The sequence below is a fragment of the Burkholderia sp. Ax-1719 genome (assembly GCF_011753055.1).
Classification (GTDB): Bacteria; Pseudomonadota; Gammaproteobacteria; order Burkholderiales; family Burkholderiaceae; genus Paraburkholderia.
In genome coordinates this window covers 151,477-172,787 of the sequence record NZ_VWWJ01000002.1, presented here as the reverse complement: position 1 = coordinate 172,787, position 21,311 = coordinate 151,477, and the positions used below count along the sequence as shown (strand labels likewise).

Below are 21,311 nucleotides of genomic sequence, written 5' to 3'. Positions count from 1 at the left end.
GCTTCGATCGAGGATTCTTTCATGCGTCGTCCCTTCGCCCGTTCTTCTTCGCGCCCCGTGCCGCTCCAACGGCTTTCGCGCGCGCTGCTGGCCTTTGCCGCTGCGCTGCCGCTGTGCGTGAGCGCCGCCACGCTCAAGGTCGGCGATCAACAGTTGCAGACGCGCGGCATCCTGGAAGCATCGGGCCAACTCAAGGACGTGCCCTATGAGATCCAGTGGTTCAACTTCCCGGCCGCGCAGCCGCTGGGCGAGGCGCTCAATGCGGGCGCCATCGACGTAGGCGGTCTGGGCGACGCGCCGCTGATCTTCGCCTATGCGGCGGGCGCGAAAATTCGTGCGGTGTCGGCGGTGCGCTATACGCCGGTCGATCTGGCCATCGTCGTGCCGGGCAATTCGCCGATCCATAGTGCCGCCGATCTCAAGGGCAAACGTATTGCGACCACGCGCGGCTCGATTGGCCACTACCTGGCCGTCGCCACGCTGGAGCGCGCCGGGCTCAAGCTGACCGACGTGAGCTGGTCCTTCATGCAGCCCGCCGATGCGCGCGCCGCACTCGCCTCGGGCAGCGTCGATGCTTGGTCCACGTGGGATCCGTACGTCGCGCTGGCAGAAGCGCGCGATCACACGCGCAGCGTCGCCAACGGCGTGGGCCTGTCCTCGGGCTTGAGCTTCGAAGCCGCCACCGACAGCGCGATCCACGACAAGCGCGCCGAACTCACGGATTTCCTGCACCGCGTTGCCGCCGCGCAGCGCTGGGCGCTCTCGCATCCGTCCGAAGTGGCGGCCATTCAGTCGAAGGCGACCGGCCTGCCCGCCGACGTGCTCACCACCGTCTATCAGCGCGGCCAATGGCATCCGGTGCCGATCGACGATGGCGTGATCGCCGAACAGCAGCGCACCGCCGATCTTTATCACCGCGCGGACGTGATCAAGACACGCCTGGACGTTGCACCAAGCTTCGACAAACAGTTTTCCGCCGCTGAGCAATGACCGTCGCCCTCTCTTTGCAAACCGAACGCGATACCGAACGCGATAGCGAAGCGCTGGCCGCTCTCGCCGATCTGGACTCGCCCGCGGCCCACGCATGGCTCGCGCAACTGAGCGCCGATTTCGCACGCGGTGCGGCGGCGCTGGACGCCGGTCCACATTTCCCGCACGACAATCTCACGCGCCTGCGCCGCGCCGGTCTCCTCGCGCTGACCGTGCCGCGCGCACTGGGCGGCCGAGAGGCCACGCTTGCGCAAACGCTGCGCGTGGTGCGGGCGATTGCGCGCGGCGAGCCGTCCACGGCGCTGATCTTCGTGATGCAGTGCCTCTACCATCTGCGTTTGCAAGCCAATCCACACTGGCCCGCTGCGCTCAAGGAACGCGTGGCGCGTGACGCCGTCGAGCACGGCGCGCTCATCAACTCGCTGCGTGTCGAGCCGGAACTCGGCTCGCCCTCGCGCGGCGGCTTGCCTGCCACCGTGGGAAGGCGCGAGGGCGATCGCTGGATCCTCAACGGCCACAAGCTCTATTCGACCGGCAGCCCCGGGCTGACGTGGTTCGCCGTCTGGGGCCGCACCGACGAGCCGGAACCGCGCGTGGGCACCTGGCTCGTCCATCGCGATTCGCCCGGCGCGCGCTTCGGCAAGCCCTGGAATCATCTGGGCATGCGCGCAACGGGCAGCCATGAGGTGATCTTCGAGAACGTCGAAGTTCCGCTCGACCAGGCTGTCGATCTGCAACCGCCCGGCCCGGCGAACGGTATGGACCCGGAAACCGCGGTCTGGATGAACGTGCTGCTGCCCGCCATCTACGACGGCGTGGCGCGCGCCGCGCGAGACTGGTTCGTGCAATGGGCCGCGACCCGCGTGCCTTCGGGTCTGAATGCGCCGCTCGCGAGCCTCGACAGTTTCCAGCAGACCGTGGGCCGCATCGATGCGCTGCTGCTCGCCAATCGCGTACTGCTGGATGCAGGCGCGAACGGCGATGTACCTGCGGGCGAGGCCCAGACGCTCAAATATCTGGTCAGCCGTCACGCCATCGATGCCGTCGAAATCGCGCTCGAAGCCAGCAGTAATCCGGGACTCAGCCGCGACAACGCGCTGGAGCGCCACTACCGCGACGTGCTGTGCGCGCGCATTCACACGCCGCAGAACGACATCGTGCTCGGCAATCTGGGGCGCGCGGCATTCGCCTCATTCACCTCATTCACCTCATCCAACGCATTGAACGACACCGCATCCCACGATCAATAAAGGAGTCTTGCCATGAGCGTCGAATTCATCGGCTACGTCAGTCATCAGGAGTCCAGTGAAATTCACCTACCCGAAGGCGCGTCCGTCAATCCGCCGTGGATCGCTTCAGTCGCGCAGGCGCACGAATACGGCGGCTTCGACCGCGTGCTGATCGCCCATTCGAGCGCTTCGCCCGACGGCCTGCAGATCGCCTCGTTCGTGGCGCACCAGACTCAGCGGCTGGGCATACTGCTGGCGCACCGACCCGGCTTCATCGCGCCGACGCTGGCCGCGCGCCAGCTGGCGACGCTCGATCATTTCAGCGCGGGCCGCGCCGCCGTGCACATCATCTCGGGCGGCGACGACACCGAGCAGCAGCGCGACGGCGACTGGCTCACGCACGACGAACGCTATCGTCGTACCGATGAATACCTCGACGTGGTCAAGCGCGCCTGGACCAGCAGCACGCCCTTCGATCACGAAGGCGCGTTCTATCGCGTCGCGGGTCATCGCTCGCAGGTCAGGCCATTGCAGCAGCCGCATCTGCCGGTGTATTTCGGCGGCTCGTCGGAGGCGGCGATTGCCGTAGCGGGCAAGCATGCGGATGTGTTCGCGCTCTGGGGCGAGTCGCTCGACGCCGTGCGCGAAACCATCGCCCGCGTGCGCGCCGCTGCGGCCGTTCATGGGCGCGCGGAGGAGATCCGCTTCAGCCTTTCCCTGCGGCCGATTCTCGCGTCCACCGAAGATGCTGCATGGGCGCGCGCTGAATCCATCCTCGCCCGCGCCCAGGAGGTAGTGGCGCGATCGCCCAATTTCACGCGCCGTCCCAAGGATCCGCAGAACGTTGGCTCGAAGCGCCTGCTGGCTGAAGCCGCCAAAGGCAATGTGGTCGATACGCGGCTGTGGACCGGCATTACCGCGCTCACGCGCGCAGCCGGCAATTCCACCGCGCTCGTGGGTACGCCGCAACAGGTGGCCGATGCGCTGCTCGAATACCGCAAGCTGGGGGTGTCGACGTTCCTGATTCGCGGCTTCGATCCGCTGGAAGACGCGCTCGCCTATGGCCGCGATCTGTTGCCGCTTGTGCGTGCGGCGGTGGCGAAAGAAGAGGCCGCGCTACGGGCGGCCTGATCTTGCGTTGTTCGGCAATGGCCGCGCCCGATCGACCGGGCGCGCCAACCGCGCGGTTTGTCAGGCCAGCACGTCGGCGAATACGCGCGACGCAAAGCGGTTCGAATCGGTGCTCGCATTGACTACGCCAACCGTCTTCAGATCGTCGGCATAAAGCGCAATTTCCTTGCGGAAGGCATCGCCCACCGGATGATGGCGATCCGTGTGGCTCTTGAGCATGGCGGTGAGCTGAGCCACATCCGCGTTCGGCGCATAGGCCGAGAAAACCTTGGCGGCGGCATCCGGATGATTCGCGGTCCATTCCGTGGCTTCCAGCAAGGCGGCGGTCAAGGCCTGCGCCGTGGCGCGGTCCTTGCGCACCAGCGTGCCGCGCACGCCCAGCACGCAGCACACGCGGTTGGCATAGTCGCCGCACAGATTGTTCGACACCTCGTAGAGATGGTCCGATTCGCGCAGCGTCCAGATGGTCGGATCGCCGTCCGCGATCGCCTGCACCTCGCCCTTCTTGAGCGCCTCGCCGAGCAGGTTGGCCGGGTATTGCCGCCAGCGCACGTCCGCATCGGGATCGATACCCTGCTTCTTGAGCGTGATCGCGAAGAAGTTCTTCGCCGGGCTGGCCATATCGCTTACGCCCACGGTGCGGCCCTTGAGCCCCGCCAGATCGACGATGCCCGAGCTTCTGGTCGCAAGCAGGCGCATGCAGCCGCCGTGGATGCCCGCCGTGAGCTTGACGTCGAAGCCCTGCTCCAGCGGCTTGATCCAGCGCAGCGCCATGCCCACGCCCGCATCCGACTTGCCGGTGGCGATGGCCTCCAGCAACTGGTCGGTCGAGCCAGCGAAGTTGATCAGTTCGACGTCGAGGCCGTGCTTGCGGAAAAAGCCCTGCGTGAGCGCGACAGGAACCGGCGCGGTGCAGATCGCCCCGGCATTCCACGAGAGCTTGAGCGATTTCGCGCCTTCGTCGGCCAGCGCCCGGGTGGCGGGCAGTCCAAAGGACAGACCGCCCAGCGCGGCGGCGCCGGTGGCGAGCGCGCTCTTGCGCAGCCAGTCGCGGCGTTGCGGGGAGGATGGCGCGGATACGTTTAGGGTTTTCATCGGTGTGGTGGTTTCGTTATGGATGGAATCGGCACGGTCTCAAGCTTCGAGCCCGAGTTGCGCGAGCACGTCTTTGCGTAGTTCGACCAGCGCCGGATCGTCGCGATGGCGCGGATACGGCGCGTCGTTGCGCACCTCGCTGACGATGCGCGCGGGCCGCCCGCTAAACACCACCACGCGATTGGCCATCACCAGCGCTTCTTCGACGTCGTGCGTGACGAACAGCACGGAAAAGCGTGCGCGCTGCCAGAGCGCCACGAGTTCGGCCTGCATGCGCATACGAGTGAGCGAATCGAGCTTGCCAAACGGCTCGTCGAGCGCGAGCAAGGCCGGATCGTTGACAAGGCCGCGTGCGAGTGCCGCGCGTTGCGCCATGCCGCCCGACAATTGATGCGGCCACGCCTGCGCGAACTGCGTGAGGCCCACGCGTTCGAGCGCGGCGTCGATGCGCGCTTCCACTTCGGCGGCACGCGGGCCGCGCCGCGCGCCCTGCGCCTGCGGTCCGAGCGCAACGTTTTCGCGCACCGTGCGCCACGGGAACAACGTGGGGTCCTGAAACACAAGTACGCGCGACGGATCGGGTGTGTTCACCGGCTGGCCATCGGCTTCGATACTGCCGGTGCGCGGCGTTTCCAACCCCGCCACCAGACGCAGCAAGGTAGATTTGCCGCATCCGCTCGGCCCCAGCAGCGCGACGAATTCGCCGGGCTGCACGGAGAGACTCACATCGTCGAGTACGGGCAGCGTTGCACCGCGCAGCGCGAAGCCGTGGCTCACGTGGCGAATGTCGATGCGAGCGCCTGCGCGCGTTGCGTCTTCGCGGGCCTGTTCCCGCGTTGCCTCTGCGATCACCATTTGAGCAGCCCCTTTTGCCAGCCGAGCACGCGGTCGCGCACGCGGAACAACAGCGTGATGAGGCCCGAGCACATCAGCGCCATCACCAGCAACCCCGCATACATGTTGGAATACGCGGCCCAGCCCTGGGCCCATTGCAGATACCAGCCAAGTCCTGCTTTCACGCCCATCATCTCGGCGACGATCAGCACCGAGAACGACGCGCCCAGCCCCATGAACAGGCCGACGAACACCGATGGCAGCGCAGCCGGAATCGCCACGCGCAGGATCAGGAAGCCGGGGCGCGCGCCGAGGGTACGCGCGACGTCGTAGAACGCCGGGTTCACGCCCGCAACGCCCGACCACGTGAGCACCGCCACCGGAAACGCAGAGGCCAGCGCGATCAGGAACACGCTCGCGCTGAAGCTCGACGGGAAAAAGAAGAACGCCAACGGCAACCAGGCCGTGGCGGGCAACGGCCCGATCAGGCGCAGCAGGGGATGCAGCCAGTAGCCCACGGCGCGTGACCAGCCGATGCTCACGCCCACCACGAAGCCCGTGGCGGCACCGATCGCATAACCGTAGGCGAGCAGCCCAAACGAGTGCGCCACGCTGGAGGCGAGGCGCGCGTAGTCGTCGAAGAACACCGCTACCAGCGCTTCGGGCGGCGCGAAGAACGGACGCGGCAGCCATTCGAGCTTGGCCGTGGCGATCTCCCATGCGCTCACGCCCAAGGCCAATGCGAGCAGCCACGGTCCGGTCGCGAGCCAGCCGTGCAACGCCGAGTGAGCCTCGCCCTCTTCCACCGCAACTGGCCGCTGCGTGCGCTTTACCAGCGCGATGGCAAACGACACGACCGCCAGCACGAGTTCGAATGCGAAGAGCAAATCGGCATGCGGCCAGTCATCGAGACTGGGCCAACCGCGCGTGATCGCCGCCGCGCCCAGCCACGCGAGCCCCGCCAGCGCACTGACCAGACCGCGCGCGGCAACGTCCTTTGGTGTCGTCTGCCGGATGGCGTCTTGTAGCGCTTGAGTGGGCGCTTCTGCTTGAGTAGACATGAATCTGGACTCCGAATGCTCGATCAGGCGACGCCGATGTGCGTATCGGCCAGCGACGCAACATCGAGCGCGCGCGGCAGAATGCCGTCGCGCACGGCTACGTCGGCGACTTTCTGTAGCGTGGCGATATCGGCAGCCGTGACGAAGCGTTGTCTGAGCGACGCGCGCTGCGTGATGGTGAGTGCGGTGTCGGGCGGCGTGCGCGTGAGCTTGCTATAAACCTCGGCATAAGCTTGCGGATGAGCGAGCGCCCAGTCGCCCGCACGTTGCAGACGCAGCAGCACGTCCGCGATGGCGGCGCGTTTGAGCGGATTGGCATGCGCCGCGCCCGAGGCCGTGATGAAACCGAGTCCGCTGTTGATGCCGCTACCGTCGCGCAGCACGCGCCCACCGCGCGACGCCGCGATACCGTAGTACGGATCGAAAGTGGCCCACGCTTCAATCGAGCCGGAGGTAAACGCAGCAAATGCGTCCACCGGCAGGATGTAGCGTATCTGGATATCCGCGCGCGAAATGCCCGCTTCCGCGAGCGCGCCGTCGAGTTGGTACTCCGAAATACTGCCGCGCGCCGACGACACGAACACCGTGCGCCCCTTGAGTTGCGCAACGCTGCTGATCGTCGAATGCTGAGGCACGAGAATGCCCAGTTGCGTGGGCGAACCCACGCGCGTGGCAACGATGCGCAGCGACGGATCGCCCGTTGCCGCCGCCAGCACGGGCAGATCGCCAGCGGGCGCGATATCGACAGCATTGGCGCGCTGCGCCTCGAACAGCGGCGCGGCCCCCTGGAAATTGGCCCAGCGATACGTATACGGCGTGCCGTCCAGCACGCGCGAGGCTTCGGCCAGCGCACGCAGACCGCCCGCCTGATCGCCCAACACGAGCGTGAGGCCCGTTAGATCCGGGGCGCTGGCGGCGTACGCCGCGCCCGCAGCGCCCAGCGCCGCAACCGGCGTTGCAGCAAACGCGCCGAGCAGCCGCCGGCGCAGACGAAACGATGTAGAACTGGAGCGTGCCATAGGTCCTCGCTAGCGTTATGGACGCAAGACTAGCGGCGAACCCTGGCACTGTGAATTATTCAATTTTTATATGTTTATCTCACTCGATCATTTAACATCCGCATAGTTTCGTGTTTTGGAACGCCGGTGCCGTCGGCGTGTCCAGAACGGATCGCGCTGGTGACGGCGGAAATGCAGCGCATGCTGCATTTATCGTCCTGTGTTCCAACGCAGCGACAGACAGGAAGACAGCATCAGGCCATCGACCACCAGCCGGAAGGTGCTGGCAGACAGCCTCGCCACAATGCCTCTGGCGGCGAAAGTGCCGAGCGAGCGCTAGCCCGCAGCAGGCTCCAAAACGCGTACGCCCGGCCGATCGAGGCCCAGATGCGAGCGCAAGGTGTGGCCTTCGTATTCGGTCCGAAACAGGCCGCGTCGCTGCAGGATCGGCACCACTCCGCTCACGAACGCCTCCAGGCCGTCCGGCAGCGCGTCGGGCATGAGATTGAAGCCATCGGCGGCCTCGCCCTTGAACCAGTGCTCGATATCGTCGGCAATCTGCTCAGGCGTACCGACGATCACACGATGGCCACCGCCGCCCGCGAGCGTGCGGATCAGTTCGCGCACCGTGTGGCCGCCGCGGCGCGCCTCGGCCAGCGTGGCGTGAAAGAAGGTATGGTTGCCGTTGCCGCCGTTGGGCAGCGCGAGATTTTCCGGCAGACGCGCGTCCAGTTCGAGTTGATCGGGTGAGATGCCCAGGATGCCGGCCAGCCGTGTGAGGCTGTAGCGCCAGGGAATCTGCTCGATCAGTTCGTCGCGTCGGCGCAGCGCCTCGGCCTCGGTCGCGCCGATGATGGTCGTGAGGCCCGCCAGCACCTGCACGCCCTGAGCGCGCCCATACGCGGCGGCCCGCGCATTGAGGTCGCGCCGGTATGCCGCCGATTCCTCGAACGACTGCGACGCGGAAAACACCGCCTCCGCGTGGCGCGCCGCGAGATCGCGCCCATCGCCCGATCCTCCCGCCTGCACCAGTACCGGATGCCCTTGCGGCGGACGCGGCAGGTTCAGCGGCCCCTGCACCTTGAAGAAGCGCCCTTCGTGCGCCACCGGCCGCACTTTCGTCACGTCGATAAAGCGGCCGCTCGCCTTGTCGCCAATGAAGGCGTCATCGTCCCAGCTATCCCACAGCGCCTTTACCAGCTCTGTGAACTCCGCCGCGCGCGCATAACGCTGCGCATGATCGGGCACGGTGTCGTGACCGAAATTGCGCGCCGACGGCAGATCGGCGGTCGTCACCACGTTCCAGCCTGCGCGCCCGCGGCTCACGTGATCGAGCGTGGCGAAGCGGCGCGCGATGTTGTAAGGCTCGTTATAGCTCGTCGACGCCGTGCCGATCACGCCGATATGCGTGGTGGCCGCCGCGATGCTGGCCAGCAGCACCGTGGGTTCGAGCGCCGTGATAGGGCGGAAGTCGATCTGGTCGATGATGGCGGCGTTATCGGCGAGAAACACGGCGTCGAACTTCGCGCTTTCGGCGAGTTGCGCGACCCGCACGTAGTGCGCGACGTCGATGAATGCACGCGGATCGGCGTCGTCGAGACGCCATGCCGACGGCACGAAGCCCGAGTGCAGGATATTGACGTTCAGATGCAGGCGGCGCGGCGCACTGCTGGCCGAGGTTTGGCTCATCGCCTGGACACTCCCTCTGTCATGACTTCTAGAACACGCGGCCTTCGGTGAGGTGCGTGGTCACGTCGTTCAGGACGTAATCGCCCACCACGCGCGCCTTATGCAACAGCGGGTTGTGACTGAAGATTGTGCGCAGATTGCGCCAGTGCCGGTCGAAATTGTGCGCGCGCGAAGTAGCGGAAGCACCGCCCGCTTCGAACAGGCGCTCGCCGGCCTCCAGCGCCAGCTTGCTCACCACGATCTGCGTGCGCGCTGTCGCCAGCGCCCCTTCGAGCACGAGCGCATCCGCATCGGGCGCGCCCGCGCGGATAGCCTGCGCCGACCGGTCCAGCGTGCGGGCGTTTTCGCGCACCAGCGCATCGATCGCGTGGCTATGCGCGGACAGCGTGCCCACCACCTGCTGGATAAAGGCATCCTCGCGCGCGCTTGGCGCCGGGCTGTGCAGCACGGGGCGACCGTGCTCCAGCACATAGCGCTTCGCATCCGCGACCACATTGCGCACGATGCCCGCCGCCACGGCCACCAGATGCAGCTGACGCAGCGCGCCGCCATGACGCCCGGTGAGCGTGTGCAGCGTGCGCGCCGTGATCTCGTCGGCATGCACCAGCAGGTTCTCGAACACCAGACTGCCGCTCGCGGTCATGCGCTGTCCCATGCCGTCCCAGTCGTCGAGCACCGTAAAACCCTCGCGACCGGTGGGCACGATCACCACTACGGCCTCGCCCTCGTCGTTCAGGACGTTCAGGCGCGCATAGTCGGAAAACGCGGTGCCCGTCGAATAATATTTGCGGCCATCGAGCCGGTAATGTTCGCCATCGCGTCGTAGCGTGGTGGTGTACTCGCCGGGGCGCGCGGTTCCCAGTTCGGTCGACGCGCCGCCAAAGATGGCCCCGTCGATCACGCGCCGGATCTGTAATTCGTTGAAGCGCGTGCGCGCCGACAGCAGCAGCGCTTCGGTCTGGTCGTAGTGAATGCGCAAGGCATGCGCGAGGTTGCTGTCGGCGGCGGCGAGGGTCGAGATCACCTCGAATTCGTCCAGCAGCGAACCACCCAGACCGCCCCATTCCACCGGCAATCTCAGGCGTCCCAGCCCCGAGCGTCGGAACGCCTCGAAGCCTTCGAAGGGCAGTTCGCGACGACTTTCGCGTGCCGCCGCTTCCTTGCCGATTTTCTGCGCGAGCGCAGGCAGATCGGCCAACGCGGCCTGCAAGCTGGGATCGGCGGCGAGATTGCGAACCGGTCGTTCATTGGGAAGCGCGGACATCCAGTTTTCCTTTTTCACGGTATCTGATCGGAAAAATCATCGGAAAAAGTATAAGGAGCGGCTTGTGCGCGACTAACCACGGAATTCGACTTTTGTTATTCGTGCGTCTGCGTTGGCAGGCGCGAAGCGCAAGCGCTTTTGCATAAAACGCTTTTGCATAAAACTATTGCAGTTTTCGGTCGCCATTTCGCGCGGCCACCGCCTGACCGAAGCCCTGGCGCTCGAACGCATACAATCGCCTTATGTGAATCAGGTGGTCATCAAAGCGGCGAACCGCAATGCGCAAGAGACCGCCGATATCGTTGCGGCCTATCGCGCCGATGAATTCCGAACTGCGATCTTGCGCAACACCACCTACCAGGGCTATCGCCTGCCGGATTATTTCCCGCGCTGATCCGGCTCGAAAACCAGCGTAAATCGCGCGATTCCCCAATAGGCGGCTTTTCTGCATGCGCGGATTCGATCCAAGAAGAGATCGCTTCCGGCGGCCATCCTGCTCGACTAGTCTCTGTGTTGACTACCGCCCGATCAAGTATCGGGCACCAATTCATCCGGCTGCTATCCGCCGCCGGATCACTTCAAGGAAATCCTATGTCGCTCATCAACACGCAGGTCAAGCCTTTCAAATCCACGGCCTACCACGGCGGCAAGTTCGTTCCCGTCAGCGACGAAAATTTCAAGGGCAAATGGTCGGTGGTGGTGTTCTACCCCGCCGATTTCACCTTCGTCTGCCCCACCGAACTGGGCGATCTTGCCGATCACTATGCGGAGTTCCAGAAACTCGGCGTGGAAATCTACGGCGTTTCCACCGATACGCATTTCACCCACAAAGCCTGGCACGACACTTCGGACACCATTGCGAAGGTGCAATACCCGCTGGTTGGCGATCCGACCGCGACCCTTGCGCGCAATTTCGAGGTGTTGATCGAGGAAGAAGGCCTGGCGCTGCGCGGCACCTTCCTGATCGACCCGGAAGGCAAGATCAAGCTGTACGAAGTGCATGACAACGGCATTGGCCGTGATGCGAAAGAACTGCTGCGCAAGGTGCAGGCCGCGCAATACGTCGCCTCGCATCCTGGTGAAGTCTGCCCGGCGAAGTGGACGCCGGGCGCGCAAACCCTGACGCCGTCGCTGGATCTGGTCGGCAAGATCTAAAGGCGCGCGGCCGCGCGTGGGAGCGTCTATCCGATCGTGCTCATGCGATCGGATGGGTTAGGTTGCGCGCGAATAACCCTATGACGTTTCGTTCTTTTGGAAAATCGCGCGCAGCCAGTCGATCCGTCAATGGCCGACGCGAAACACACGGCCGCTCTGCACGCCCTCGACGCATTGCATCAGACTGCCTCGCACCATCGCTTGAGCGAGGCCAAAACCGCCGTCAATGCGTCCCCACAAGAATCCTTAGCACGATCTCTTCGTTGTCCGTGACGACATCGACGGCTAGCCTTGGCGTTTTTAACATTGCTGCCATTGCTGCGAATTTCCCATGTTCTCACCTGCGCGCCGTAAACTGCTCATCCATACATCGGTGCTCGGCGCTGCGGCCGCCACCCGGCTGGCATTCGCGGCCCAATCCAGCGCCCAGCCGACGACCCTTCGTATCGGCTACCAGAAGTCGTCGACACTGATTACCGTCTTGAAGGCGCAAGGCAAGCTCGAAACTGCGCTCGCACCACTGGGCATCAAAGTGAGTTGGAGCGAGTTCGCGAGCGGTCTCCCGCTTACCGAAGCGCTCAATGCGGAGGCCGTCGACTTCAGCGCGGACGTTGCCGACACCGTCCCGATCTTTGCGCAGGCCGCGCATGCGCGCTTCGTCTATGTGGCACAGGAGGCGCCCTCGCCTGGCGCTCAGGCCATCATCGTCAAACGCGATGGCGCGCTGCATACGCTCGGCGATCTGCGTGGCAAGGACATTGCCGTGACCAAGGCGGCGGGCAGCCACTACCTGCTGCTCGCGGCGCTTGCACGCGCCGGCATCCCGGCGGATGGCGTGCGTATTCACTACCTGACACCCGCCGATGGGCGAGCAGCGTTCGAGCATGGCAGCGTCGACGCATGGGTGACCTGGGATCCCTATGTAGCGTCAGTGGATCAGCAATCCGATGTTCGCATTCTCGCCAACGGCGATGGTCTTGCCGCCTACCAGCGCTATTACCTCGCCTCAACCCGGTTCGCCGAAGCGCAACCGGGCGTCATCGCGGTGATCTACGATCAGCTGCGTACGGCTGGCGAGTGGGTACGCAGTGCGCCTCATGATGCGGCACGCCTGCTTGCGCCGATCTGGGGGCTTGACGCCTCAACGATCGAGCGAGCCAACACACGCCGCAGCTATCTGGTGCGCGAAGTGACGCCGTCGAACTTTGGCGAGCAGCAGACCATTGCCGATGCGTTCCTCAACGCGCATCTGCTGCCTTCGGCCGTGGACACGGCACGCGCGGACCGCTGGGATTTCGCCCAGAAACGCGCGGTGCCGATCGGCGCTTGAGCGATCCGCCCAGAGACGAAGTGCCAGGCCTGTCGACTTACTCTACGGCGCAATCCCGGCTCGGGCGATCACGCCACTAGCGCACGTGATCGGCGACACCATCGATCGAATTTCCCTTCCACCTACGTTGCGAAGGCATCTCCCGATGCCTTCGCGTCCGTCCACCTCGATCAGATTTTCGCGGTAAACGTTACCCCCACAACGCGCGGGTCCCCATACAGAACCGGATACGCGCCATAGGACGGCAACAGGCCGAGTTTCTTGTAGACCTTGTTGGTGAGATTCGTCACGTAGCCCGTCAGCATGTATTTTTGGTCAGGCGAAGTCCACGAGATATGCGCGTTCAGCAGCGTATAGCCGCCTTGCCACAGTTCCGGATAGGTCTGCCGCGTCGCGCTGTAGAACTGCAGACTCTGATAGTTCACGTCGCCGCCCAGCGCAAAGGTGCCGATATCGAATGGCAAGCGATATTCGCCACCCGCATTGAAGGTCGTGTGCGGCGAGCGCGCGAACGAATTCCCCACTGCCGTAGGCACATAGTCGAACTTCGTATAGCGCGTGTTAAGCAGCCCGAGATTGGCGAACAGATAGAGGCTGTTGATCGGCTGCGCTTTCAGCTCCAGCTCAAAACCGTCCGCACGGCCCTGACCGGCATTCGACAAGGTGGAAACCGGCGAACCGCCCAGCGGGTTAGGTGCAAGCGCGAACACTTGAATGTCGCGATAATCGTAGTGAAACACGCTCACATTTGCGATCAGCCGCTTGTCGAACCATTCACTCTTGATACCCGCTTCATAATCGGTCAGGTATTCAGGCTGAACCGTCGAAACCGTGCTCTGCGTGTACGCGTTGCCGTTGTAGCCGCCTGAGCGAAAGCCTCGCGCATAGCGGAAATACGCGCGCACATTGCTGGAAATCGCGTATTCCGGCGTGAGGTCCCATGTGGGCGCGCGCCAGGTGTTGGTCTGGTTCTGCCGCGCGCTCACTGCCAGCGGCGACGTAACCGAAGAAGGCGACCACCAGCTTGCTGTATCGCTCCACGTGACCGGACCGTCGTTCTCCAGACCGGTGAGATTGATGTTCTTGCGCTCGACTGTATAGCGCAGCCCCGCCGTTACGTTAAAGCGGCTCGTAAAGCGATATTTCACGCTGCCGAATATTGCCGCGCTTTGGGTGTGCTGGGTGATGTCGGCAACATGATAGTACGTCGATGAAGGTCCGCCCGGCGCGTCGGGCAAGCCTGCGCCTGCGCTTTCCTCGCTCAGTTCTTCGGTGAAGAAATGCGCGCCCGCGATCCAGCTCAAGCGATCGGTTTGCGGCGACTCCAACCGGAATTCCTGCGAGAACTGGTGCGACGCCAACGTATCGTGCGAGCGGGCCGCATCATAGGGCGAGTAGTCCTCGTCGTCCTGATACCAGCGGTTGAGCCCTTCGAGCGCGGTGATCGAAGTGAGCGTCAAGGCCGGGTTGATATGCCAGTGGGCGGTCAATGACCCGCCATAAGTTGCGATGTGATCGCTCGACGGCGCATTGAGCGACACCGTATAGGGATCGCTGGAACCGACGAAGCCAAACGAATTCGTTCCGCCTGTTCCCGTGCCTTGCGCGTGCCACGGATCGCCGCCGCCGGTATAGTTGCGCGCGTGCACGTTGAGCAGGAAATCCGCATTCGACGTGGGCACGGCGAGCAACTGGAAGCGCACCGCATTGTCATGAAAGCCACCGAAGCGGTCGCCCGAAAACGCATTGGTGAAGTAGCTATCGCCGTTCTCGTGATAGACCGACACCCGCGCGGCAAGCACGTCGTTATTGCCGATCGGTCCGCCCACTGCTGCTTCGACCAGTTTGGTGTCGTACTGGCTGAAACCGAGCTTGCCGTAGCCGCTGTAGTCGAAAGTCGGCTTTTGCGAAGTGATGCTCACTGCGCCGCCAATCGTATTCTTGCCCCAGAGCGTGCCTTGCGGGCCGCGTAGCACCTCGATATGGTCGAGGTCGAACAGCGGGAAGCCCTGACCGAAGACGCTATTAATATAGACATCGTCGAAATAGACGCCGATCGGGCTCAGCGAGAGATCAGAAGGATCATTGCTGCCCACGCCGCGTAAAAACCAGCGCGGTCGTTCGCGGCCTTCCGTCGAAAGACCCGCGAAGTTCGGCACGTATTTCGTGATGTCGTTGATCACACGTAGCTCATTGCGCTTGATAGCGTCGCCACTGATGGCCGTCACGGCCACCGGGACGTCCTGAATGCTTTCCTTGCGCCGCCGCGCCGTGACAGTTACGGTATCGAGCTTCGCCTCTGCAGGCTTTGCCTTGTCCTTGCCCGTTGCATCCGCATTCCCCTGCGCGTTCGCGTCGGCAGAGGCCGCTTGCTGCGCAGCGACTTCCGCCCACGCGGGAGCTGCAAATAAAGAGCCCCCCAACAAACCGCCCAGTGCGACGACCAGTGTTTTTTTCTTGAACATTGATTTCGTAATCCTGATCTGTTTATCTTTCCATCGCGACCCCGCGTCGCGCATGCGATCAGAACAATGCAAAAGGAATGCCAACGATGAAAGTGCCTTATTTCAAGGGATTTCAGCCCCTAACCACTTTCGTTACTGCTGATGCGCACGCAATCTGATGCGCGGGTGCTGCGTGTGCAACAACGGCCGCGCTGTATCAACCAAAAAAAAACGCGCCGGGTATGGCGCGTTTGCAGAGGGCGAGACCGTCGTGATCAGGATGCCCAGCCGTAGCGGCCAGGATCCACGCGTTCGAGCGGGCCAGCATCGATCCATGCGCGCGCATCGAAATCCTGTTCGAGAAATCCCCATTCGAACAGAAAATCCTTGAACGCTACCAGCCCGTCGATGGAAGTCTGGGCAAGACCGGTCTCAAGATGCCGATTGACCTGATCGCCATACGCATGACGTACCCATTCATCGGAGGCGCGTGTTTCCCGGCCGATATAGGCGACGGTCTGCGCAGCATTGCGCGTAGCCCATTCGCCTGCGCTCACTACCACGCCCAGGAAACGTTCGACCAGATCAGGCCGTGCATCGATCAACGCCTGGTCCACGGTGAGCGTTCGCGGCGTACCGTTGCCGATGCGCACGAGCGGATCGGGGTGCGAGCCGAGGTCGGTAACCACTTCTGCGTCGATCAGATGCACAGTCGCAAGACCCGCCACGCCTTTCACGAAGACCGCGTCCACGTCGCCCCGAAGCAGCGCGCCGACTTCGAGCGCATATTCATGCGGGCCAAGTTCGGCGAGCGTACGCGCCTGGGGATCGCGTCGGCGGCGGGCGGCTTCCTGCTCTTGCGGCTCAGGCAGGTCGACCCACTGCGCGTCGGCATAGCCCAACCCTTCCAGTTCCAGCGCACTCAAGAAGCCCTTGAGCGCCGCCGCGCGCCAGAAGTCGATGCTGATGCCGTGACGCGGCAAACCCAGACGACGTCCGCGCAATTCGCGCGGCTGTGTGATGCCACTGCCCCGCAGCGTGACGATGGCCTGAAACTCATTGGTCCACGACAAACCAATCACGCGGGTCCGCGCGCCGCGCGAGCGCGCCCACAGCGCCGGTATGTTGCCGCCCTGCCGAAACGAATGCGGCAGGCTGTGATCGAAGTGCGATTCACGTTTGTCTGCGGCGTCGATTTCCTGCAACGAGCCGAGCGAGATGCCGTCCGCGCCGAATTCGTCGTCGAACCAGCCGCGATGCACAGCAATACCCAGCGCTGTCGGCACTGGACAGCGCGTATACCAGAGCTTGTCCAGCGCAGGTGGCTGTGCTTCTTGATAAGCGCTCTTGTCGCCATGCGTAATCGTCATTCTGGATTCCTCTTTATTTTACTGTTATTCAAGCACGCAGCGCACCACGCGTGCGAACTTCATCTTGCGCGCCGGCCACCAGGGGCAGCACTTCTTCGCCCACGCGATACGCCTCTTCCAGATGCGGATTGCTCGCGAGGATAAAGGTCGACACGCCGATATCCACATACTCGGCAAGCCGTTGCGCCACCTGCTCGTGGCTGCCGACGATCACGCAGCCGGGACCGCCGCGAATCTGCGACATGCCGGCCCACAGATTCGGGCCGACAATCAGATCGTCGAAATGCTGTGTCTTGCCCTGATGCAGCGCGAACTGCCGCTGGCCGCCCACCGATTCCGAATCGCCGAAGCCGCTGGTCCTGCGCGAATGGCCCTGTCGTGTGGTGTCGTTCACGGTCGCGAACATCTGGCGCAGTTCGGCCCACGCCTGCTCCTCAGTCTCACGCGCGAGCACGTCGATACGCATACCAAAACGCAGATCACGCTCGGCGTTCTGCGCGTCGAGCACGCGGCGCGCCTTGTCGATCACTTCCTTCTGCTTCGCGAGCGGCTCGCCCCAGCTCAGATGCACGTCGCCATGGCGCGCCGCCACGCCCAGCGCCGCGTCGCTCGCACCGGCAAGATAAATGCGCGGCACAGGCTGGCTGGCAAGCGGCGGCAACAGGCCGCCGTCTTCGATCTGGTAGAAGCGCCCGTCGAAGTTAAAACCACTACCCGCTGAGTATCCCTTCACCACCTGCAGGAACTCATCGGTGCGCGCATAGCGGCTGTCGTGGTCGATAAAATCGCCGTAGGCGCGCTGATCCGCGCCACCGCCGCCCGTGATGACATTCCACTCCACACGGCCCCGACTAATGCGCTGCAGGCTCGCAGCCATTTGCGCGGCGTAAGCGGGATGCACGAAGCACGGCTGCAGCGCGATCAGCAAACGCAGATTGCGCGTCTCACGCGCGAGCGCGGCGGCCACCACCCACGGCTCTTCCGTAAAGCGGAAGATCGGAATCAGCGCGCCATGAAAGCCCGCGATATCGGCCGCGCGTGCGACCTGCGAGAGATAGTCGATATAGCCGAAATCGTCCGAATCGATCTTCGGCGCGACGCGCGCGCCCTGCTGGCGATTCCATTCTCCGCGCGTGTGAAGATCGTGTGCGCGGCGCCCGTCGCCATGCATCGGCAAGCGCCACAGAAATTCCACAGCCATTGTTCTGTTCTCCTTGTGAACGAAGCTCGCGAGGCGGCACGCGGCCAGCGCGTAACCAGGACTCGCAATCGTTCAGCTAAAGCACGGGTTATGCCAATCGCGTTCGCGTCATGCGGCAGGCTCGCGCATCGGGCCGTATGGGCAGGGTTAAGCGCGATTGGGCAGTGCGTGTCAGCGCACTCAGGTGTAGCTCGGCGAGCAGAGCCCGTTGTTGCCTGCGCAACAGCGCCCCGTTGTGCTGCTGCAGGCGCAACACCTGCTGGCTCGCAACGCACCACTTCTCATGGCATAGCCGCAGCGGCTTGCAGGCGTAATGCCGCGCGGTCAGGCGCGACCCACGTCTTCTCGCGTTGCTGGTCTGGAACTTGCATTGACTCTCGCGGCTCGGCGCGGCCAGAAAGCATCTCGCGCGGGCTTCTTAAGCGACCTCGATACGGAAATCACACATGACAAGCAAGTCCGATTCGTCATCGGCACTCTCCCAGCCGCTCTGGTATGCCCGTTCGCCGGTGCCGACACCACTCGGCATCGCCGTGCATCTCGGCTGGCTCAACGGCGAACTGTCGGCTGACGGCGTCGCCATCCGGTCGCTGCGCGATTCGGCCCAACACGATCATTCGTCGATCAGCGACCATACGCTGGCGCAGTCGTTTCGCCAGGGCGGCAGCATTCCCGCGATCTGGGCGCGCTCGAACGGCGCGAGGACGCGCGTGATCGGCCTGTCCTGGGTCGATGAAAGCCAGTTGATTCTGACCCTGCCCGCAACGGGTATTCGCAGCGTTGCGGCGCTGCGCGGCCGGCGCATCGCGATTCCGCGCCGCCGCAGCGACCGCATCGACATCTTCAGAGCCTCCGCGCTACGTGGCTTCGTCAACGCGTTGAGTCTGGAAGGTCTGACTACGCGCGATGTCGAACTGGTCGAGATCGCGGCGCGCACGCTGCAGTCGGTTGAAACCCAGAACGAAGCCACTCGCGCAGCGTCGCCGGAAGGCTTCAACAGCCGCTCGCTTTATGCCGCCGAAGCGGCCGCACTGCTGCGCGGCGAAGTCGACGCGATTTACGTGAAAGGCTCGACGGGTCTGGAAATCGCCCAACTGATCGGCGCGCACGTGGTGATCGACATCGGCTTTCATCCCGAGCCGCGCATCCGCAACAACAACGGCACGCCGCGCCCGCTGACGGTGAACGCCGATGTGCTGGCCCAGCATCCCGATATCGTCGAGGGCTTTCTCAAGCTCGTGGTCGATGCGGGCGAATGGGCGCGCGCCCATCCGGACGAAACCGCCGACTACGTGGCGCAGGAAACGGCGTCATCGGTGGAATGGGTGCACGCGGCCTATGGCCCGAATGTGCACCACCATCTGGGCATCAATCTGGAGCCGGAATCCATCGAGGAGCTCGCAGAGTTCAAGGACTTTCTCCACGAGTGGGACTGTCTGGAAGCCGATTTCGACGTGAACGACTGGATCGATCCACGCCCGCTGAATGCCGTACTCCAACCGGCGCTGCGCAAGCACGCCTGAGCGTACGCCACCTCGAATCGTCACCTTTCGCGCCTCCATCATGAATCACACTTTGGCTCTATCGCTGCACGCCGCGAAGCGGCGCCTGAAAATCGCCTTTGCAGCAGCACTTGGGCTTTCGCTCGCCGCCGCCGCGCCTGTGAGCGCGATGGCGCAGGACACGCCGCAAGTCGTGCGCATCGCCGTAGTCGCCTGGTCTAGCGGCGGCAAGACGCAGTACGCTGGCGCCTCCGCCCTGATCGATGCGGATAAATCGCTCAAAAACGCGCTTGCCGCACGCCATATCAAGCTTCAATGGGTGCCGGTTTCCACGGCAGCCGTCGGCACACTGGTCAATGAAGGCTTTGCGAGCGGCACAATCGATTTCGCCGGTTATGGCGACCTGCCCTCCGTGGTGGCCAATGCAGCCGGCACGCGCACGAAGCTGATCGTGCCGGGCGGCGTGGGCAGCAACACCTATCTCGTGGTGCCCGAGAATTCCAGCGCGAAATCGATCCTTGATCTCAAAGGCAAGCGTATCGCGCTCAATCGCGGGCGTCCCTGGGAGGTGTCGTTCAACAAGTTGCTGGCCGCAAACGGTCTGAAGCTGTCGGATTTCCGCATCTTCAATCTCGATCCTCAAGCGGGCGCTGCAGCCGTCGCAGCGGGCCGCGTGGATGGTTTCTTCACGCTTGCCGACGCGTGGTCGCTGGCCGACAAGCACGTCGGCAAGATCATCTGGTCGACGAAGAACGCACCGGACGACTGGAAGATGCGCGCCGAGCTTTGGGGCGACGCGCGCTTCGTCGCGCAACATCCGGACATCACGCAGATCGTCGCGGATGCCTACGTGCGCGCCGCATGGTGGATCTCGCAGCCGCAGAACCGCGATGCCTTCGTGAAGATCCTGAGCGCCTCGGGCCAGCCCGAGAGTGTGATCCGACGCGAGTACGACGGCGAGCAGACTGCATGGAAGCAGCAATGGGCGCCACTCTTCACGCCCGCCCTGAGCGCGCACTACCGCGACGTGGCCGCCTATAGCGCCCAGGCGCGTCTGGCGTCGACTCCCGTGGATGTGAACAGTCTGCTGGCGCCGCAATTCGTTGCGAACTCGCTCAAATCGCTCAAGCTCGACAACTACTGGAGCAGCGACGCGACAAACGTTGCGAAGCAGTGAGGAAGCACGACCTATGACGCGCCCATTTGCCCTTGCGTTGCCCACGCCCGAACGCAACGCCCGCCCCACCCGCGCGCTGATGCTACTGGCGCGCCTGGCGGGATTCGCACAATGGTGGGCCGCGCCACTTGCCATTGGCGCGCTGTGGTGGATTGCAAGCGCGCATGCGTGGGTCAGCGCCCAGTTGCTGGTCTCGCCGCAGCGCGTCTATGACACAGCGTTCGCCCTGTGGCGCGACGGCGAACTGCAGCAGAACCTCGGCATAACGCTGCATCGGCTTGCAGTGGGGTTCGGCTGGGGCGCGTCGAGCGGCGCGCTGTGCGGCCTGCTGCTCGCGCGCAGCCGCACGTTCGCCGATTACGTGCAGCCGCTCTTTAACCTGTTGCGGCAGGTCCCCACGCTCACGCTGATTCCCGTGCTGATCCTGCTGATCGGCATCGACGAAGCGCTGAAGGTGGTGATCGTCGCCAAAGCGGTGTTCTTTCCCATCGCGCTAGGCACGCAGGGCGGCGTACGCGACGCGCCGCGCGATCTCATCGAAATGGCGCGCCACTATGGTCTGGGACGCGCGGCGCTGCTGCGCGAAGTGCTCGTGCCCGCCGCGCTCGCCGCGATGCTCACCGCCGTGCGGATCGCGCTTGCGCGTGCGTGGCTGGCGCTCGTCGCCGTCGAACTGCTCGCGGCCGATAGCGGCATCGGCGAAATGATGGAGATGGCGCGGCAGATGCTGCGCATCGACGTCGTGCTCGTCGATGTGTTCGTGATCGGTCTGATTGGCTTCGCACTCGACCAGGCGCTTTCCCTTACGCAGCGCTGGTTGACGCGCTGGCAATGATGCCGA

Annotated in this window: 18 protein-coding genes; 9 read left to right on the top strand and 9 right to left on the bottom strand. The window is 64.1% G+C overall.

The window, feature by feature from the left end; all coding sequences use genetic code 11:
* Window positions 1-21 precede the first annotated feature (21 nt).
* From F3J17_RS05830 to F3J17_RS05820, 3 genes are read left to right on the top strand one after another with little or no spacing between them, the layout of a single operon-like run.
* Entirely contained in the window at window positions 22-990 is a 969-nt protein-coding gene (locus F3J17_RS05830) for an ABC transporter substrate-binding protein (protein WP_167054807.1), read from the top strand.
* Window positions 987-2,240 carry an acyl-CoA dehydrogenase family protein gene (locus F3J17_RS05825; protein ID WP_167054805.1) on the top strand — a complete coding sequence of 418 codons (1,254 nt, stop codon included), beginning with the start codon at window positions 987-989 and terminating at the stop codon, window positions 2,238-2,240. The genes F3J17_RS05830 and F3J17_RS05825 overlap by 4 nt, the downstream gene beginning before the upstream one ends.
* Window positions 2,241-2,252: 12 nt before the next feature.
* Window positions 2,253-3,350 (top strand): LLM class flavin-dependent oxidoreductase, encoded by a 1,098-nt coding sequence (locus F3J17_RS05820; RefSeq protein WP_167054803.1) that lies wholly within the window; start codon window positions 2,253-2,255, stop codon window positions 3,348-3,350.
* Between the two features lie 60 nt (window positions 3,351-3,410).
* Here the strand turns inward: F3J17_RS05820 and F3J17_RS05815 are convergent, their stop codons facing one another.
* The 6 genes from F3J17_RS05815 to F3J17_RS05785 all read right to left on the bottom strand — a co-directional run bounded on the left by F3J17_RS05815 (window position 3,411) and on the right by F3J17_RS05785 (window position 10,291).
* Complete coding sequence (locus tag F3J17_RS05815) at window positions 3,411-4,445, bottom strand: ABC transporter substrate-binding protein (RefSeq protein ID WP_167054800.1); 1,035 nt, start codon at window positions 4,443-4,445, stop codon at window positions 3,411-3,413.
* 39 nt (window positions 4,446-4,484) lie between these two features.
* Window positions 4,485-5,300 (bottom strand): ABC transporter ATP-binding protein, encoded by an 816-nt coding sequence (locus tag F3J17_RS05810; RefSeq protein WP_167054798.1) that lies wholly within the window; start codon window positions 5,298-5,300, stop codon window positions 4,485-4,487.
* Entirely contained in the window at window positions 5,294-6,340 is a 1,047-nt protein-coding gene (locus tag F3J17_RS05805; protein WP_167054796.1) for an ABC transporter permease subunit, read from the bottom strand. The genes F3J17_RS05810 and F3J17_RS05805 overlap by 7 nt, the downstream gene beginning before the upstream one ends.
* Before the next feature lie 23 nt (window positions 6,341-6,363).
* A complete protein-coding gene (locus F3J17_RS05800) occupies window positions 6,364-7,359 on the bottom strand; it encodes an ABC transporter substrate-binding protein (protein WP_167054794.1) in 996 nt (331 codons plus the stop codon).
* A 315-nt stretch (window positions 7,360-7,674) separates the two neighbouring features.
* The gene (locus tag F3J17_RS05790) at window positions 7,675-9,027 is read right to left on the bottom strand and encodes an LLM class flavin-dependent oxidoreductase (protein ID WP_167054792.1); all 1,353 of its coding nucleotides are present in this window, start codon (window positions 9,025-9,027) and stop codon (window positions 7,675-7,677) included.
* A 28-nt stretch (window positions 9,028-9,055) separates the two neighbouring features.
* A complete protein-coding gene (locus F3J17_RS05785; protein WP_167054790.1) occupies window positions 9,056-10,291 on the bottom strand; it encodes an acyl-CoA dehydrogenase family protein in 1,236 nt (411 codons plus the stop codon).
* 166 nt (window positions 10,292-10,457) lie between these two features.
* On the opposite strand from F3J17_RS05785, the gene F3J17_RS05780 reads away from it, so the two are divergent.
* From F3J17_RS05780 to F3J17_RS05770, 3 genes are all read left to right on the top strand, one after another.
* On the top strand, window positions 10,458-10,685 hold the full coding sequence (locus F3J17_RS05780; protein ID WP_167054788.1) for a MetQ/NlpA family ABC transporter substrate-binding protein: 228 nt from the start codon (window positions 10,458-10,460) through the stop codon (window positions 10,683-10,685).
* Between the two features lie 197 nt (window positions 10,686-10,882).
* Window positions 10,883-11,446, top strand: a complete 564-nt coding sequence (gene ahpC / locus F3J17_RS05775) for an alkyl hydroperoxide reductase subunit C (protein ID WP_167054786.1) — start codon at window positions 10,883-10,885, stop codon at window positions 11,444-11,446.
* Window positions 11,447-11,777: 331 nt separating this feature from the next.
* Entirely contained in the window at window positions 11,778-12,776 is a 999-nt protein-coding gene (locus F3J17_RS05770) for an aliphatic sulfonate ABC transporter substrate-binding protein (RefSeq protein WP_167054780.1), read from the top strand.
* A 170-nt stretch (window positions 12,777-12,946) separates the two neighbouring features.
* Here F3J17_RS05770 and F3J17_RS05765 read toward each other — a convergent pair whose 3' ends face one another.
* From F3J17_RS05765 to F3J17_RS05755, 3 genes are all read right to left on the bottom strand, one after another.
* Window positions 12,947-15,241 carry a TonB-dependent receptor gene (locus tag F3J17_RS05765; RefSeq protein WP_167054778.1) on the bottom strand — a complete coding sequence of 765 codons (2,295 nt, stop codon included), beginning with the start codon at window positions 15,239-15,241 and terminating at the stop codon, window positions 12,947-12,949.
* Window positions 15,242-15,495: 254 nt separating this feature from the next.
* Window positions 15,496-16,590, bottom strand: a complete 1,095-nt coding sequence (locus F3J17_RS05760; protein WP_167054776.1) for an ABC transporter substrate-binding protein — start codon at window positions 16,588-16,590, stop codon at window positions 15,496-15,498.
* Between the two features lie 28 nt (window positions 16,591-16,618).
* Complete coding sequence (locus tag F3J17_RS05755) at window positions 16,619-17,791, bottom strand: LLM class flavin-dependent oxidoreductase (protein WP_167054774.1); 1,173 nt, start codon at window positions 17,789-17,791, stop codon at window positions 16,619-16,621.
* A gap of 446 nt (window positions 17,792-18,237) precedes the next feature.
* Between F3J17_RS05755 and F3J17_RS05750 the strand changes: the two genes are divergently transcribed.
* Genes F3J17_RS05750 through F3J17_RS05740 form a run of 3 tightly spaced genes read left to right on the top strand, consistent with a single transcriptional unit; the run spans window position 18,238 to window position 21,305 of the window.
* Window positions 18,238-19,314, top strand: a complete 1,077-nt coding sequence (locus tag F3J17_RS05750) for an ABC transporter substrate-binding protein (protein ID WP_167054772.1) — start codon at window positions 18,238-18,240, stop codon at window positions 19,312-19,314.
* 40 nt (window positions 19,315-19,354) lie between these two features.
* A complete protein-coding gene (locus tag F3J17_RS05745) occupies window positions 19,355-20,470 on the top strand; it encodes a PhnD/SsuA/transferrin family substrate-binding protein (protein WP_167054770.1) in 1,116 nt (371 codons plus the stop codon).
* Between the two features lie 13 nt (window positions 20,471-20,483).
* The gene (locus F3J17_RS05740) at window positions 20,484-21,305 is read left to right on the top strand and encodes an ABC transporter permease (RefSeq protein ID WP_240160818.1); all 822 of its coding nucleotides are present in this window, start codon (window positions 20,484-20,486) and stop codon (window positions 21,303-21,305) included.
* The last annotated feature ends 6 nt before the right edge of the window (window positions 21,306-21,311 follow it).

Bases quoted from the DNA above. Each gene is read 5' to 3' on its own strand.
- F3J17_RS05820 (WP_167054803.1), top strand. From the start codon at position 2,253: ATGAGCGTCGAATTCATCGGCTACGTCAGTCATCAGGAGTCCAGTGAA.
- F3J17_RS05815 (WP_167054800.1), bottom strand. From the start codon at position 4,445: ATGAAAACCCTAAACGTATCCGCGCCATCCTCCCCGCAACGCCGCGAC.
- F3J17_RS05770 (WP_167054780.1), top strand. From the start codon at position 11,778: ATGTTCTCACCTGCGCGCCGTAAACTGCTCATCCATACATCGGTGCTC.
- F3J17_RS05810 (WP_167054798.1), bottom strand. From the start codon at position 5,300: ATGGTGATCGCAGAGGCAACGCGGGAACAGGCCCGCGAAGACGCAACG.
- F3J17_RS05790 (WP_167054792.1), bottom strand. From the start codon at position 9,027: ATGAGCCAAACCTCGGCCAGCAGTGCGCCGCGCCGCCTGCATCTGAAC.
- F3J17_RS05755 (WP_167054774.1), bottom strand. From the start codon at position 17,791: ATGGCTGTGGAATTTCTGTGGCGCTTGCCGATGCATGGCGACGGGCGC.
- F3J17_RS05750 (WP_167054772.1), top strand. From the start codon at position 18,238: ATGACAAGCAAGTCCGATTCGTCATCGGCACTCTCCCAGCCGCTCTGG.
- ahpC (WP_167054786.1), top strand. From the start codon at position 10,883: ATGTCGCTCATCAACACGCAGGTCAAGCCTTTCAAATCCACGGCCTAC.
- F3J17_RS05785 (WP_167054790.1), bottom strand. From the start codon at position 10,291: ATGTCCGCGCTTCCCAATGAACGACCGGTTCGCAATCTCGCCGCCGAT.
- F3J17_RS05745 (WP_167054770.1), top strand. From the start codon at position 19,355: ATGAATCACACTTTGGCTCTATCGCTGCACGCCGCGAAGCGGCGCCTG.
- F3J17_RS05800 (WP_167054794.1), bottom strand. From the start codon at position 7,359: ATGGCACGCTCCAGTTCTACATCGTTTCGTCTGCGCCGGCGGCTGCTC.
- F3J17_RS05830 (WP_167054807.1), top strand. From the start codon at position 22: ATGCGTCGTCCCTTCGCCCGTTCTTCTTCGCGCCCCGTGCCGCTCCAA.
- F3J17_RS05825 (WP_167054805.1), top strand. From the start codon at position 987: ATGACCGTCGCCCTCTCTTTGCAAACCGAACGCGATACCGAACGCGAT.
- F3J17_RS05805 (WP_167054796.1), bottom strand. From the start codon at position 6,340: ATGTCTACTCAAGCAGAAGCGCCCACTCAAGCGCTACAAGACGCCATC.
- F3J17_RS05765 (WP_167054778.1), bottom strand. From the start codon at position 15,241: ATGTTCAAGAAAAAAACACTGGTCGTCGCACTGGGCGGTTTGTTGGGG.
- F3J17_RS05740 (WP_240160818.1), top strand. From the start codon at position 20,484: ATGACGCGCCCATTTGCCCTTGCGTTGCCCACGCCCGAACGCAACGCC.
- F3J17_RS05760 (WP_167054776.1), bottom strand. From the start codon at position 16,590: ATGACGATTACGCATGGCGACAAGAGCGCTTATCAAGAAGCACAGCCA.